Here is a 14,789-nt window from a genome sequence, read left to right as displayed (position 1 = left end):
GGAGTGTAAATGGTGAAAATAACAATCAATCAAGCAAAAGAGTATGTCAATCAAGAAGTGACAATTGGCGTTTGGCTTGCAAATAAACGGTCAAGCGGGAAAATTGCTTTCTTACAAATGCGCGATGGTACCGCTTTTATGCAAGGGGTTGTCGTGAAAGCAGAAGTCGAAGAAGAAATTTTTCAGCTTGCTAAAAGTATGACGCAAGAAACAAGTTTTTATGTTACGGGAACGATCCAAGAAGATACACGTTCACCGTTTGGCTATGAAATGGCAGTAAAAGGGATTCAAGTCATCTCAGAAGCGCATGACTATCCGATTACGCCCAAAGAACATGGAACTGAATTTTTAATGGATCATCGCCATTTATGGCTACGTTCTAATCGCCAACATGCCATTATGAAGGTTCGGAATGAAATTATCCGTGCTACTTACGAATTCTTTAACCGTGAAGGCTTTATTAAAATTGACCCACCAATTCTAACAGGTAGCGCACCAGAAGGGACAACCGAGCTTTTCCATACGAAATATTTTGAGGAAGATGCTTATCTTTCACAAAGTGGTCAGCTTTATATGGAAGCAGCAGCTATGGCTTTTGGGAAAGTTTTCTCATTCGGTCCAACTTTCCGAGCTGAAAAATCGAAAACACGCCGTCACTTAATTGAATTCTGGATGATCGAACCAGAAATGGCATTTTATGAATTAAAAGATAGCTTAGAAGTACAAGAAAATTATGTGGCTTTCTTGGTGAAATCGGTGCTTGATCACTGCGCACTTGAACTTGAACGACTTGGGCGTGATACAACAGTGCTTGAAAAAATGACTGCACCATTCCCGCGCATCACCTATACAGATGCCGTTAAATTATTAAAAGAAAAAGGTTTTGATGATATCGAGTGGGGCGAAGACTTCGGGGCACCGCATGAAACTGCCATTGCGGATAGCTTTGAAAAACCGGTTTTCATCATACATTATCCGAAAGGAATCAAACCGTTTTATATGCCAGAAGATCCGGAAAATCCAGATGTAGTCCTATGTGCTGATCTTATTGCGCCTGAGGGTTACGGCGAAATCATTGGCGGTTCCGAGCGGATTCATGACTTAGACATTCTTCTTGAACGTATCAAAGAGTTTGGTTTAGATGAAGAAGCTTATAGCTGGTACATTGACCTTGCTCGTTACGGTTCAGTTCCTCACTCAGGATTTGGTCTTGGTCTTGAAAGAACGGTTGCTTGGCTAACAGGGGCAGAACACGTTCGTGAAACTATTCCATTCCCACGTTTATTAAACCGTCTTTATCCTTAATAGAAAAAAACGAAAAGCAAGGGCTATAAATCGCCTTGCTTTTCGTTTTTTTCTGGCCTAAACAAGGATTTTAAACCAGATTTTCTTATTATTCGGGTCTATGCTATAATTTGGATGAGGTGTTTAAGATGGATCAAAAATTAACGAGAGACTGGATTGTAGAAGGTGTTGTATCCCTTCCTCAAGTAGTGATGCGCCATTACGCTGCGCTTCAAATGAATGAGACGGAACTCGTGCTCATCTTGCAAATTGAGTCGTTTCGTTCAGCTGGGAACCCTTTTCCTTCTATGGAAGAACTAGCGGAACGAATGACGCTTGGAAAAGAAAATGTGATGCGTCTTGTAGAGACGCTTTTTCATAAAGGTATTCTCATGATTGAACAAGAAAAAACAAATGGAATGCTCACGGAACGCTATTCACTCGCGCCACTTTATCACAAATTAGAAGCGTATTTGGAAAATGAAGCCTTACGCACACAAGTGCAACAAGAAGAAGAGAATGAAATTCATGTGTACCGGTTATTTGAATCTGAATTTGGGCGCCCGTTATCACCGATTGAAGCGGAAATGATTTCTGGCTGGCTAGATCAAGACCATTTTGCACCGGCATTAGTTCGAGAAGCGCTAAAAGAAGCCGTTATTGCTCAAAAAAAGAATTTCCGATATATAGATCGTATTTTACTGAACTGGAAAGACAAAGGTGTGAAAACTGTGGAAGATGCGCAGCGTGTGGCTGAGGAATTTCATCAGCATAGCCGCACGGGGTTTTCGAGTACACCTGGTGAAATCAAAAAAAGTAAAAATTCCATACCGCTTTATGATTGGCTGGAAAACAGAAAAGGGTGACAAACAAAGATGCTGAGTAAAAAACAAACCATTTTTTGCATTCAAGAAATGGAAAAAATGTTTCCGAATGCACACTGTGAACTGGTCCATAAAAATACGTTTGAACTTTTAATCGCTGTGGTGCTTTCAGCGCAGTGCACGGATGCACTTGTCAACAAAGTAACAGCTTCACTTTTTGAAAAATATCGTACCCCAGAAGATTATCTTGCGGTTCCACTGGAAGAATTAGAAGGCGATATTCGCTCGATTGGCTTGTATCGCAATAAAGCCAAAAATATTCAAGGCTTGTCTCGTCGCTTGATTGAAGATTTTGATGGCAAGGTTCCAGATACTCATGAAGCGCTCGAGAGCTTGCCTGGTGTTGGGCGCAAGACGGCTAATGTGGTTTTATCTGTCGGCTTTGGAATTCCTGCGATTGCCGTTGATACGCACGTAGAACGTGTCACAAAGCGGCTTGCAATCTGTAGATGGAAAGATTCTGTTCAAGAAGTAGAAGCAACACTCAAACGGAAATTGCCGAAAGAAATGTGGTCGCAAGCGCACCATGATTTGATATTCTTTGGACGCTATCACTGCAAAGCGAGAAAACCGGAATGCCCGACTTGCCCGTTACTTTCGATTTGTCGGGAAGGGAAAAAACAAGCGAAAGCGAGAGGATTTGATGGTTAAGCTTGAATACGCGGAAGAACTCGTTCATGAGGCCTTTCCAGCACCGCTTGTTGAAAGCGACACGCTAGATGCTGATTCGATTTTTGTAAGCGGCGTCCCGTTTTGGCAAGAGCAACTTTTTTACCAAGAAAATGGGGGAGTGCGACCTTGGGAATTTGACCGAGCTAAAGCTTGCCGCAAACTTGGAAAGCAAATGACCGCTTTGTTAGAAAACTTGGATTCCGTTTTAAGAGCCCATGAAAAACCAGATCCGACGCTTGTTCGTGATGCACTAGGTCTTTTTTTATCCGTTTTATTTTGGAGTAATGGACGTCCTGTTGTGCTTAGCCATCTCGAAGAAGCAGTGGCTGAATTGGAATTAAAACCGCTCAACTGTTATGACAGGTTGAAGTACTGCTTAGAACGCGGTAATACCTTCTTGGGTTTTCGCGGATTAAATGAATTAATGCTAGAACAACGAAAATTAATCGCCAAACAAGGCTAATCAACCGATCAAAAAAAGCTCCTCAGCTGAGGAGCTTTTTTTGATCAGCCTCCGGTTTCCCGCGTGGCTCGATTATTATTATCTTGGTTTGGTGGGTTCGGATTATTGCCGCCATTATCCGAGTTCCCATTTTCATTCTCATTCTCATTTCCACCAGTTTCTTCTTTTGGAATTGTGACGCTAGTGGAGGCGGCTGGGCTCGTTTTTCCATCTTTCACCGCAACAACGGATATAGTTGTAACCGATCCAGGAGCTCCGCCTGAAATGGTGATGGAAGTTGAAGAAACACTTGAAGTTTGACCATTAATGGTGACTTGGTAAGAAGAAGCTCCATTTACGGCGCCCCAGCTGGCTGTGATTTGTTTAGTTGAAGTATTATAGCTTGCATTCAAACCAGCAGGTGCTGTAAGTTCATTTGCTTTTTCCTCTTCCTCTTCTTGCTTCTTGCGTTCTTCTTCCTCTTTTTTCTTCTGTTCTTCTAAACGTTTTTGTTCTTCTTCTTTTTGTTTATCGAGTTCTTCGCTTGAATTATCGTCTTCATCATCACTTGAACTGCTAGCGCTACCTGTTCTGCTTGGCACTGTTCCTTTAACAAAGAGTTCATTTGTGATCGCGGAACTTGGTGTACCAGATGCTGCAACAGTTGGTGGGTTAGAGCCTCTCAAGATTGGAACGGAAACGACACTGCTAGGCTTCTTAAAGTCCGATGTATTTTTTCCTTCCGATACATGTGCCATCAGCTTGCTAAACATTCGCTGTGAAATCTTTTGTTCACTTGAAGATAGATAGTTTTTCAAATTATCATAGCCTGTCCAAACTGCAATCGAATAGTCGGTTGAATAACCAGCAAACCAAGCATCTCGAGCTGCTCCTTTTGGATAACTATATTTGTTTTGGGCAGCTTGATCGAAGTTCGTTGTCCCGGTTTTTCCGGCTGCAGGAACTCCAGGAACCGCAGCACTTGTCCCAGTTCCTTTAGAAAGAACATCTTTTAGCATATCGGAAATCATATAAGCCGTGGATTCTTTCATCGCTGTTTCGCTTTTCGGTTCCATGTCCATCGACGTTTCCCCATCGGAAAGAACGATTTTTTTGATGGCATGAGGCTTGTTATAAACCCCTTGATTTCCAAATGCAGCATAGGCGCCAGCTAATTGGACAGGGTTCGATTCATTCGCACCGATTGCGTAAGACTCATAAAACTCTTTGTAGTTAAACCAGAGTTTATCTGTAAAAGTTTTTGCTTTATCAAGTCCAACTGTTTGTAAAGCTTTGAGTGCTGGAATATTCCGTGACATGTAAAGCGCTTCGCGGACGGTAAGAGAGCCTTTATAGCTCAAATCCCAGTTATTGATCTCATTTCCAGAAGAATAGCTATAAGGTGCATCTTTTAGCACTTTCGCTGTCGACCAGTTAAGATATTCAATCGCTGGACCATAATCTGCGATCGGCTTCATCGTTGACCCAACTTGACGTTTCAGCTGCGTCGCGTAGTTGTAGCCACGCGTAACATTTTCCTTTTGATTTCGTGCCCCACCGATGGCTTCGATGCGCCCATTTTTAGTGTTTTGAAGGACGATCCCAGCTTGCATTTTGTCATCTGAAAATTGAACGATATCATTTGAATTGAGCATTTCTTCCGTATATTTCTGAGCATCTTGATCGAGTGACGTATAAATCGTCAGCCCATCTTTATAGACATCATATTCTTTTGGAATTTCGCTCAAGACTTGCGTGACGTAAGCATCATATTTATAGGTTTTATCTTTACGATCGGATTCAGAACGGAGCCCAGTGGCAACTTGAACCGTTTTCGCTTGATCCATTTCTGATTTGGTAATTTTTCCATTTTTGTACATGTTGGAAAGAACAATATCACGTCGTTGTTTGGCCGCTTCTGGATGGTCATAGGGGTTGTAATTATTCGGGCTTTGCGGCATCCCAGCAATGAGAGCTGTTTCCGCAAGATTTAATTTGTTAAGTTTTTTGCCGAAATAATGTTCAGCAGCGGTTTCCATTCCGTGAACCCGATCTGACATATACACCTTGTTGACATAAATTTCGATGATATCTTGTTTGCTATACTTTTCTTCCAGTTTAAGAGCAAGATAAGCTTCTTGAGCTTTCCGCCCAAGTGTTTTGTTGGTGTAGTCAAGATAAGACATCTTAATGATTTGCTGAGATAGCGTACTTGCTCCTTCAGCTCCAAAGCCTTCCTTAACATTGGCAATGACAGCTCCACCGAGTCTAATGGGATCAAGCCCATCATGTTCATAAAACCGTGTATCTTCCGTTGAAAGAACCGCATCTTGAAGGGACTTTGGAATGTCTTTGTATTCAATATAATCACGGCGTTCTGTTCCAACTTCCGCAAAAACCTTTCCATCTTTATCGAGTAATTTAGAAGAAAGCGGGTCGCGCAATTTGGAGTCTGAGAGTTCAGGAGCATCTTTTGCGTAACTATAAAAGACGGTGGCTCCAGCAGCAATTCCGAAGAAAGCGCAGAAAAGAGCCGCAAAGAAAACAAATTTGAGTATCTTTTTTCCAGTTACTTTTTTCGGTTTTTTGGGGGGAACTCCAGATTTCTGGCTACGAAATTCCGCTCTTGTTTGCAGTTTGTCTGCCATTAAAAATTCTCTCCTTTAAAAATTCGATTAAAAGCACTTCTTATCAATAATAGACAAAAAGTCCAATCGAGGATTTAGACCATAAGGAATTTGGTCAGAATGTTGTCTAATCTCATCTAATGTAATGGATTTTCGTCCGCCTTGAAGCATACGCTCCCAGAAGGGAAAAAAAGCATCGAACAAGGTGAGATAAACTTCCCCAAGTTCACTGAACGAGGTGATCACAAAGGCAATTCCTTCTTGTTTTGTCACCTGCTTCATGTGTTCGATTTGGTGGGGATGGAAATTACTTAGTGGAAAAGCGGTTTTATTTTTGGTTTCTTTCGCTTCGAAATCCAAGTACTTTCCATTATAGACGCCATTATAATCTGTTGTTGACGGCCGTTTAAAATAGGCCTCTTTAATCATTGCACTACTCCGCTTTGGATAATCCACTTGAACAATTTGAACCGGAGTTGGCTTTTTATGAATGACAGCCCGGTCATGTGCTAGATAATAGGTATTGGTATCGTTCAGATCATCCTCAAGTGACATTCCACGATTCCCAAAGTCGATTTGATTCTTGGAATTATGCGGTTTTTGCCACTTTTTTTGAGATTTTTTCCCATTCGGATAGCCAATTGCCATACTATCACCTCTTTTTCATAGCGATTCATTTTGAACCATTCTTCATTATACCATTTAAAAATGAAAGTGCAATATTATACACGTGCGAGCGGGGTTTGGATGGTAAAGAGAAAGATTCATGTACTTACTTTTATTTTTAATGAAAGAAGAGAAATTGCCTTTCAGATAGCTTGTTTTTTGCATCAATCATTGAAATCGATTTAAGGTTGAATTTTTTTTGACTTAGGATTTAGTAATTTATTACTTCCAACTGCTTGCAAGTAGATTTAGATCCCTGAATAAATAGATAGTGGAAGATAAGTTGTGTCAATTAGCAAAAAACTTTTTAGCAGGTTCTTTCATTAAAAGTTATTCTAGACAAGCTGCAAGTAGTTAAAAGGGATGAAAGGATTAAAAAGGAAAAGACCATGTTTGAGGCTGCTTTTTCGGATCAAAATGGAATCTTTTATTTAAACGAAATGGAACAAGTTAACAAACTTATCAGGCTAGCCACTTTAAAATCAATAAATGATGCTTTCGGTGGCTTATAAATCATACTCGTGCTTGAATTTAGTCATTTTTTCAGAAAATACCAACAAACAGACTTCATGGATACTTTCTGGGCAGTCTGTTTGTTGTTCTCAGATGGGATCGTAAAAATGGAAAGGAGAGATGGCTATTTGGGCATGAACATCTTTTAAAATAAGCATGTTTTTATCGTTTTTTAAGGTAGTATGATATGCTAACGAAAGAAGGATAGAAAGGAACGCAGATAAATGAAAGAGTTAAAACAAAAAACGAAGTGGTTGCAAGAACAAAATGAAAAAAATTGGCAAAAATATCTGGCCAATCGTGAAAATCAAGTGGAATTTGATTTTTATCAAGATATGAAGCCTTTTGTGGATCACGCAAAAGAACTTGTTGATGCTTTTTTACTTGAAGCCATTCCTTGGGTAAACAAAGTGCGTCCTCATTATCTAACGGAGATGCAGCTTAAGCAGTGCTGTGACAATATTCAAATGACAGCGGTAAATGCTTTTAATGGCAAATCGTTTTATAAGCATTTTCATGATCACTATGAATCGTCTAAATACACGCTCGAACGCGTTTACCGTAGTTTGGAGGAAACGGATTGAAATCCATTGTAGTAACGGGCTATAAAAATTTTGAGCTGGGTGTTTTTAAACGAGATGCCCCAGAAAGTAAGTATATTCGTTTAGCGCTCGAAAAAAAACTCATGATGTATCTTGAAGATGGACTTGAGTGGGTGATTATTTCTGGACAGCTCGGAACTGAACTTTGGGCGGGAGAGGTGATTTCAGCTCTAAAAGAAAAATCTTTTCCTATTAAATTAGCGATTCTTGAACCATTTACTGGGCAATCCGAAAATTGGAATGAAGCGAATAAACTTTGGCAAGAAGAAGTGGTGAGTAGTGCTGATTACCATGCTTATATCACGGAACGTCCTTATGAAAACCCTGGTCAATTTGAACTTCGAGACCGTTTTTTAATCGATCATACCGATGGCACATTGCTACTTTATGACCTTGAGAAAGAAGGATCGCCACGCTTTTTTTATGAGCGAGCCAAAGAGGAAGCGAAAGCAGGAAACTATCAATTAGAACTGATTGACTTTTATGAGTTGCAAGAAATCGTTTACGAAACGGAAAACGATTTCTAAAGGTTTTTTAAAAAAAGAGGGTTTACATTGACAAATGTGTTTAGATTTGGAAAAATAAGAGTATATTATCCATATATGACGTAAAGAAAAGATAGAGGTGGAGAATTATGGCTCAAGAGCAATTTGAATATAATTTAACGGCAAAAGAAATTTTAGAAAAAGAATTTAAAACAGGTCTCCGTGGCTATAATCCTGAGGACGTCGATGAATTTCTCGACTTAGTCATCAAAGATTACGGAACATTTACACAAGAAATTGAAGCTTTACAAGCTGAAAACATTCGCTTGGTTCAAGAACTAGATGCAGGTGGTTCGGCTAGACGTGAACCTGCTGCTGCACCAAGTAGTACTTACGAAGCTCCAGTTCAGCCAGCTGGAACAACCAATTTTGATATTTTGAAACGGTTATCTAACTTAGAAAAACATGTTTTTGGAAATAAGCTGGACGATAAAGAGTAATTGTGATAGTATCTTAAAGGGCGCCTAGCTACTTTGCGCGGCGCCTTTTTCTGTTAACGTTCGGATAATCGCTGCTTTTTTAGCAGAGGAAAGTCCATGCTCGCACGGGCTGCGATGCTCGTAGTGATCGTGCCTGGTGAAACAATAAGCCAGGGCATTCCGCTTTTGCGGTTTGACGGCAGGTGAAGGGCCTAAGTCTTTGGATAAGGCCTTATATCCTTGAAAGTGCCACAGTGACGAAGTTCTTTTAGAAATAAAAGAAGTGGAACGAGGTAAACCCCACGAGCGAGAAACTCAAACTATGGTAGGGGCACTTTTCCCGAGGAATTTGAACAAGGGAAGAGGCACGGCAATTTTTGTCGGTGCAGATAGATGATTATCCCTAAGCGAGTGTGCCTGCAAATTCGCTTAGGACAGAACATGGCTTATAGAACGTTAATAGCAGGATAATTTTAAAAATAAAGCTGTTTCAAAGGAGTGGGGAATCGGCGAAAGCCACAGCGCGAAAAACGCATTCACTTTTTTGAAACAGCTTTTTTCTTGATAAAAAAAAGGAGGAACAGACGTGTCGGAATTTCAACTCTTAGCAACTGCAGCATCAGGGCTTGAAGCGATTGTCGGAAAAGAAGTCAAACGACTAGGCTACACCCCACAAGTCGAAAATGGGAAAGTGCTTTTTAAAGGCGATAAACTAGCGATTGCACGTGCTAATCTTTGGCTGCGCACTGCGGACCGCGTTAAGATTGTCGTTGGCGAGTTCAAAGCAACAACCTTTGATGAATTATTTGAAAAAACAAAAGCTTTACCTTGGGAAGATTTTTTACCACTAGATGCCGTTTTTCCAGTTTCAGGGAAATCTGTAAAGTCCACTTTGTTTAGCGTGCCAGATTGCCAAGCCATCACTAAAAAAGCGATTGTAAGTCGGCTGCAAGCAAAATATCGTAGAAGTGGTCGATTACTTGAAACAGGAGCGCTATTTAAAATTGAAGTAGCTCTTTTAAAAGATAAAGTCACGATTACGATTGATACAAGCGGAGAAGGCCTTCATAAACGTGGCTACCGGACGACGCAAGGAGATGCGCCACTTAAAGAAACAATGGCAGCTGCACTTGTTTTATTAACGAGTTGGCATCCGGATCGTCCGTTTTATGATCCAGTTTGTGGATCTGGCACGATTCCAATTGAAGCCGCTCTGATTGGTCAAAATATTGCACCAGGCTTTAACCGTAGCTTTGCTTGTGAGGAGTGGGACTGGATGCCTGAAAAGATTTTTAAGGAAGCTCGGGAAGAAGCGGAAAGTTTGGCAAATTATGACCAACCGCTTGATATTCTCGGGGCAGACATTGATCACAAAATGGTGGAGCGCGCCAAACAAAATGCCAGCGAAGCGGGCCTTGGAGATTTGATCTCCTTTAAACAAATGCAAGTAAGTGATTTTACGACGGATAAGGAATACGGTGTTGTCGTTGCCAATCCACCTTATGGAGAGCGGCTTGAAGATGAGGCGAGTATTCGAAAGCTTTACCGCGAAATGGGCGAAGTGTATGCGAAACTCCCTACTTGGTCGATTTATGTGATCACGAGTTATGAAGCGTTTGAAGAGGTTTACGGCAAGAAGGCTACGAAGAAACGGAAGCTTTATAATGGCTATCTTCGTACCGATTTGTATCAGTACTGGGGACCACGAAAACCACGTGTGAAGGAGTGACGAGAATGGAAACAGTAGCAGAATTAAAACGGGATTTTTTGGCTTTTTTGAAGAAAAAATCAGCACTTCAGGAAGCGTTGAATTTGGTTTATTGGGACATTCGAACAAAGATTCCAAAAAAAGGAGCAGAAGGGCGTTCTGAAGTGATTGGTGTCCTTGCTGGGCAAATCTTCGAAATGGAAGTTTCAGAAGAAATGGCAGCTTTTATTGCAGCACTTGCCCCGCATAAGGCAGAACTGGATGAAGTAACGCAAAAGTCGCTTGAAGAGTCGAGCCGGGTGTACGAGCTAAATAAGAAAATCCCGCATGAAGAGTTTCAAGCGTATTCAAAGCTCGTTGCAGATGCTGAAAATATTTGGGCAGAGGCAAGAGCGGAAGATAACTTTGCGAAATTTGAGCCGTATTTAACGGAGATTGTTGCGTTTAAGCGAAAATTTGTGGAACACTGGGGCTACAAGGATAATAAGTATGATACATTGCTTGACCAGTATGAGCCCGAAATGACAGTTGAAATTCTGGATGAAGTTTTCGGGAAACTTCGAACAGCCATCCTTGAATTGCGTGAAAAAATGGCTAAGGAAGGGTCTCGCCCAGATGCAAGTGGCTTAGCAGTTCGTATGAGTGAAGCAAAACAGCGAGCTTTTAGCGAAGCTATTCTAGCTAAAATGGGCTTTGATTTTGAAGCAGGCAGACTTGATACGACAGTCCATCCATTCGCGATTGGCTTAAATCTTGGTGATGTGCGGATCACAACACGCTATGATGAGGATAATTTTAAAATGGCCGTTTTTGGAATCATCCATGAAGGCGGACACGCGATTTATGAGCAGAATATTGGCAGAAACCTCATTGGGACAGCACTAAAAGAAGGGGCATCCATGGGCATCCACGAATCGCAGTCGCTCTTCTATGAGATCATCCTAGGATCTAGCCTTGCGTTTTGGAAAAGTAATTATCCAGATTTGATCAAACAAGAGCCTGCGTTTGGAAAAGTTTCGCTTGAAGAATTTTACCGGGCAGCAAATATTTCGGAAAGTTCGCTTGTCCGGATTGAAGCAGATATTTTAACTTACCCACTTCATATCATGATTCGTTACGAACTTGAAAAAGCGCTCATAAATGGAGAGCTTGAAGTGAAAGATCTCGAAGCGGCTTGGAATGACAAATATGAAGCTTATTTGGGCATTCGTCCAGAAAAAAGCAGTGAAGGTGCCTTACAAGATATTCACTGGGCAGGTGGCGATTTTGGATACTTCCCATCTTATGCGCTTGGCTTGATGTATGCGGCACAATTTTTCGATGCGATGCAAAAGGATTTGAAAGATGTGGAAGCGGTTCTTGCAAGCGAAGACTACTCGCCTATACGGGAATGGCTTACAGAACATATTCACCAATATGGCAAGCTCAAAAAACCGCTTGAGATTTTGAAAGATACAACAGGAGAAGGTTTGAATCCAGATCATTTGATTGCGCTTTTAAATCGGCGATATGAATTCGTTTACAAGTTAAAAAACTAAAAAAGTGGTTGACCCACGTAGCTTTACGGCGTTATAATGAAAAGACTTCAAGTGAATAAAATATGCACTTATATAATCTTTGTGATATGGACAATAAGTTTCTACCCGGGCACCGTAAATGACCGGACTATGAGTGATTTGCACTGAACTGGCGATGCTAGTTTATTTGACTTATCCCTCAAACTTTTTAGGGATAAGTTTTTTATTTGGAAAGGAGCATGGAGTGTGAAATTACTAGAAGAAGCGATACGAGAAAAAGGGACCGTTCTTCCCGGAAATATGTTGAAAGTGGACGCATTTTTAAATCATCAAATTGATCCAGCATTGATGCAAAAGTTAGGAGCAGAATTTGCTGAACACTTTGCTAGTAAGGGGATTACAAAAATTGTCACGATTGAATCCTCTGGAATTGCTCCAGCTGTTTTCGCAGGGCTTGCACTCGGTGTCCCAGTTGTTTTTGCTAGAAAGAAAAAGTCTGTCACGCTAAAAGATAATCTTTATTCGGCAAGTGTGTATTCCTATACGAAGCAAGAAACCAGTGATATTTCGGTTTCTAAGTCGTTTTTAACTTCAGATGATACGATTTTAATCATTGATGATTTTCTGGCAAACGGGCAAGCAGCACTCGGACTTTTAAAGATTGCGGAAGAGGCGCAAGCTACGGTTGCTGGGATTGGCATTGTGATTGAAAAGTCGTTTCAACAAGGCAGAAAACTTCTCCAAGAAACGGGAGTGGAAGTTTATTCACTTGCGCGGATTGCTTCGCTTGAAAATGAGACTATTCAATTTGTTAGGGAGGACTAGGAATGCTTAGTAAGGGAAGACTGGCTGCTTTAGGCTTTCAGCATGTTCTTGCCATGTATGCAGGGGCTGTTATTGTACCGCTTTTAATTGGCGGTGCGTTAGGGTTTAACGGAGAACAAATGACGTATCTGGTTTCGATTGATATTTTTATGTGTGGAATCGCAACTTTGCTTCAACTGTCGATGAATCGCTTTTTTGGAATCGGTCTTCCAGTTGTGCTCGGCTGTGCGGTACAAGCTATTGCACCGATTATTTTAATTGGTCAAGATATGGGAATTGGTGCGATTTACGGCTCGATTATCGTATCAGGGCTTTTCGTTCTTTTGATTGCTCCGTTTTTTTCAAAAGTGGTCAAATTTTTCCCACCGGTTGTAACGGGTTCGGTTGTAACGGTTATCGGACTCACGCTCATCCCAGTTGCCATCAATAATCTGGCTGGCGGAGAAGGAGCAAAGGATTTCGGTTCATTTTATAATATTGGTCTTGGCTTTTTTACGCTTTTCTTAATTATTTTAGTGTATCGATTCGGTCGCGGCTTTTCAAAAGCCATTGCCGTTTTAATTGGCTTAATTGGAGGGTCCATTGTCGCGATCATTTTACGAGGCATTAATTTTGCTCCTGTTTCACAAGCAGACTGGTTCCATTTACCACAACCTTTTTATTTTGGAGCGCCTTCCTTTGAATGGCCAGCTATTATTACGATGATCTTGATTTCGCTTGTTAGCATGGTCGAATCAACGGGCGTTTATTTTGCTTTATCTGATATTGTGGGTCGAACGCTCAGTAAAAAAGATTTGGCGAGAGGCTACCGGGCAGAAGGACTTGCGATTATTCTAGGAGGGATTTTTAATACATTCCCTTATACTGGATACTCGCAAAATGTCGGATTGGTACAACTTTCAGGCATTAAAACGAGAAAAGTGATTTATGTAACAGCTGGATTTCTGATTGTTTTAGGACTAGTTCCTAAAATTGGAGCAATTACGACGATTATCCCAACACCTGTTCTAGGTGGTGCAATGGTGGCCATGTTTGGTATGGTTGTGGCACAAGGGATTAAAATGCTTGGTAAAGTGAATTTTACCTCACAAGAAAACTTGCTGATTATCGCTTGCTCAGTTGGGGTGGGACTTGGTGTCACAGTTGTCCCTGATTTATTCCAAAACTTCCCATCGTTTGTTCAACTCTTTACGAGCAATGGGATTGTAGCGGGCAGTTTTACAGCTATTTTATTAAATATTATTTTCAATATGATTCCGCATCGTAACCCGAAAGAAACTGAGCAAACGGAACTTCAAAGTGAAAGTAAATAAATGACACAGACTCTCTCCAGTGGATACAAGTCATCCGTAAATGTTTAAATTAGGAGTCTCAGACTGTAGACAAAGTAGTGAAAAACTTTGTTTACAGTCTTTTTTTGCCTGACGAAAAACCCTTTTTGGGGGAGAGTTGAATAGAAAGAAGACCATAATTTCAGATAGATTTCTTTTTAGGGGAAGTTACTCATTAACAATGAAGGCTATTTCGAAAGTAAACTCATAGGAATGTGGTCAGCGATGGGAAATTCAAAAATTGAACCGTCATTTCAATATGATATTTATTCGACACACATTAAAAACCAATATCTGTAAGATTTAGATATTTTTTCGAGAACAGATGGACGTATACCAGAAATGAAGTAACAAATGGCAATATAGTAGCGAATTTTCTTTCATTTTAACTCATGAATACTATTCTGGTTTCCTAATGCTAAAAAAGTCTATTCAATGCTATAATATAGTAAAATCTTTGAGATGTTAGGCGCTTTTGAACTGTTACTTTTCATGGTTCGTGTTATTTATAGATCCCCCTTTTTAGAATTGGTGAAGATAGTTCAGCAAATGAGGTAAGGGTAATTAAACGATATTATAAAAACGATCAGTACATAGTCCATTTGAGGGAATAAAAAAATACAGATGAATTCCAGTTTGGGGTGTTACTATCAATGATGGAGGGATTATATGACAATTTGGATAGATGTCAATAAAGTAGACACAAAAAGAGTAAATACTTAAAAATTTTCAAAATAAAGAGCCTCCTTTTCAT

General features: G+C 40.5%; 13 protein-coding genes, 1 other RNA gene and 1 riboswitch. Of the genes, 12 read left to right on the top strand and 2 right to left on the bottom strand.

The window, feature by feature from the left end:
* The first annotated feature begins 12 nt into the window (after positions 1-12).
* The 4 genes from asnS to HCK02_RS05135 all read left to right on the top strand — a co-directional run bounded on the left by asnS (position 13) and on the right by HCK02_RS05135 (position 3,303).
* Positions 13-1,305 (top strand): asparagine--tRNA ligase, encoded by a 1,293-nt coding sequence (asnS, locus tag HCK02_RS05150; RefSeq protein ID WP_167629035.1) that lies wholly within the window; start codon positions 13-15, stop codon positions 1,303-1,305.
* A 128-nt stretch (positions 1,306-1,433) separates the two neighbouring features.
* Positions 1,434-2,150 carry a DnaD domain-containing protein gene (locus HCK02_RS05145; RefSeq protein WP_167629034.1) on the top strand — a complete coding sequence of 239 codons (717 nt, stop codon included), beginning with the start codon at positions 1,434-1,436 and terminating at the stop codon, positions 2,148-2,150.
* 9 nt (positions 2,151-2,159) lie between these two features.
* The gene (nth, locus tag HCK02_RS05140; protein WP_167629033.1) at positions 2,160-2,819 is read left to right on the top strand and encodes an endonuclease III; all 660 of its coding nucleotides are present in this window, start codon (positions 2,160-2,162) and stop codon (positions 2,817-2,819) included.
* Positions 2,812-3,303 (top strand): YpoC family protein, encoded by a 492-nt coding sequence (locus HCK02_RS05135; RefSeq protein ID WP_167629032.1) that lies wholly within the window; start codon positions 2,812-2,814, stop codon positions 3,301-3,303. Before nth ends, HCK02_RS05135 begins: the two co-directional genes overlap by 8 nt.
* A 44-nt stretch (positions 3,304-3,347) precedes the next feature.
* Here the strand turns inward: HCK02_RS05135 and HCK02_RS05130 are convergent, their stop codons facing one another.
* Positions 3,348-5,930, bottom strand: a complete 2,583-nt coding sequence (locus HCK02_RS05130; RefSeq protein ID WP_167629031.1) for a transglycosylase domain-containing protein — start codon at positions 5,928-5,930, stop codon at positions 3,348-3,350.
* 27 nt (positions 5,931-5,957) lie between these two features.
* Positions 5,958-6,557: a Holliday junction resolvase RecU gene (gene recU / locus HCK02_RS05125; RefSeq protein WP_167629030.1), complete on the bottom strand. Its 600-nt coding sequence runs from the start codon at positions 6,555-6,557 to the stop codon at positions 5,958-5,960.
* A gap of 755 nt (positions 6,558-7,312) precedes the next feature.
* On the opposite strand from recU, the gene HCK02_RS05120 reads away from it, so the two are divergent.
* The 8 genes from HCK02_RS05120 (at position 7,313) to HCK02_RS05085 (ending at position 14,017) form a co-directional block, all read left to right on the top strand.
* Positions 7,313-7,672 carry a YppE family protein gene (locus HCK02_RS05120; protein ID WP_167629029.1) on the top strand — a complete coding sequence of 120 codons (360 nt, stop codon included), beginning with the start codon at positions 7,313-7,315 and terminating at the stop codon, positions 7,670-7,672.
* Positions 7,669-8,217: an SLOG family protein gene (locus HCK02_RS05115; protein ID WP_167629028.1), complete on the top strand. Its 549-nt coding sequence runs from the start codon at positions 7,669-7,671 to the stop codon at positions 8,215-8,217. Before HCK02_RS05120 ends, HCK02_RS05115 begins: the two co-directional genes overlap by 4 nt.
* 107 nt (positions 8,218-8,324) lie before the next feature.
* Positions 8,325-8,675, top strand: a complete 351-nt coding sequence (gene gpsB, locus HCK02_RS05110; protein ID WP_122865370.1) for a cell division regulator GpsB — start codon at positions 8,325-8,327, stop codon at positions 8,673-8,675.
* 56 nt (positions 8,676-8,731) lie between these two features.
* Positions 8,732-9,108: RNase P RNA component class B (gene rnpB / locus HCK02_RS05105), an RNA gene on the top strand.
* A 132-nt stretch (positions 9,109-9,240) separates the two neighbouring features.
* Positions 9,241-10,383, top strand: a complete 1,143-nt coding sequence (locus HCK02_RS05100; protein WP_167629027.1) for a THUMP domain-containing class I SAM-dependent RNA methyltransferase — start codon at positions 9,241-9,243, stop codon at positions 10,381-10,383.
* A 5-nt stretch (positions 10,384-10,388) separates the two neighbouring features.
* A complete protein-coding gene (locus HCK02_RS05095; RefSeq protein WP_167629026.1) occupies positions 10,389-11,900 on the top strand; it encodes a carboxypeptidase M32 in 1,512 nt (503 codons plus the stop codon).
* 48 nt (positions 11,901-11,948) lie between these two features.
* Positions 11,949-12,050, top strand: a riboswitch (purine riboswitch).
* A 75-nt stretch (positions 12,051-12,125) separates the two neighbouring features.
* Complete coding sequence (locus HCK02_RS05090) at positions 12,126-12,704, top strand: xanthine phosphoribosyltransferase (RefSeq protein ID WP_167629025.1); 579 nt, start codon at positions 12,126-12,128, stop codon at positions 12,702-12,704.
* Between the two features lie 2 nt (positions 12,705-12,706).
* The gene (locus tag HCK02_RS05085; protein WP_167629024.1) at positions 12,707-14,017 is read left to right on the top strand and encodes a nucleobase:cation symporter-2 family protein; all 1,311 of its coding nucleotides are present in this window, start codon (positions 12,707-12,709) and stop codon (positions 14,015-14,017) included.
* Positions 14,018-14,789 lie beyond the last annotated feature (772 nt).

It is taken from the genome of Listeria valentina (genome assembly GCF_011800755.1).
Taxonomy (GTDB): Bacteria; Bacillota; Bacilli; order Lactobacillales; family Listeriaceae; genus Listeria; species Listeria valentina.
The sequence above is the reverse complement of the archived record's forward strand: the minus strand, read 5'-3'. Positions and strand labels throughout refer to the sequence as shown.

Coding starts and splice junctions, on each gene's coding strand:
- HCK02_RS05145 (WP_167629034.1), top strand. CDS start 1,434: ATGGATCAAAAATTAACGAGAGACTGGATTGTAGAAGGTGTTGTATCC.
- nth (WP_167629033.1), top strand. CDS start 2,160: ATGCTGAGTAAAAAACAAACCATTTTTTGCATTCAAGAAATGGAAAAA.
- HCK02_RS05135 (WP_167629032.1), top strand. CDS start 2,812: ATGGTTAAGCTTGAATACGCGGAAGAACTCGTTCATGAGGCCTTTCCA.
- HCK02_RS05130 (WP_167629031.1), bottom strand. CDS start 5,930: ATGGCAGACAAACTGCAAACAAGAGCGGAATTTCGTAGCCAGAAATCT.
- recU (WP_167629030.1), bottom strand. CDS start 6,557: ATGGCAATTGGCTATCCGAATGGGAAAAAATCTCAAAAAAAGTGGCAA.
- HCK02_RS05120 (WP_167629029.1), top strand. CDS start 7,313: ATGAAAGAGTTAAAACAAAAAACGAAGTGGTTGCAAGAACAAAATGAA.
- gpsB (WP_122865370.1), top strand. CDS start 8,325: ATGGCTCAAGAGCAATTTGAATATAATTTAACGGCAAAAGAAATTTTA.
- HCK02_RS05095 (WP_167629026.1), top strand. CDS start 10,389: ATGGAAACAGTAGCAGAATTAAAACGGGATTTTTTGGCTTTTTTGAAG.
- HCK02_RS05085 (WP_167629024.1), top strand. CDS start 12,707: ATGCTTAGTAAGGGAAGACTGGCTGCTTTAGGCTTTCAGCATGTTCTT.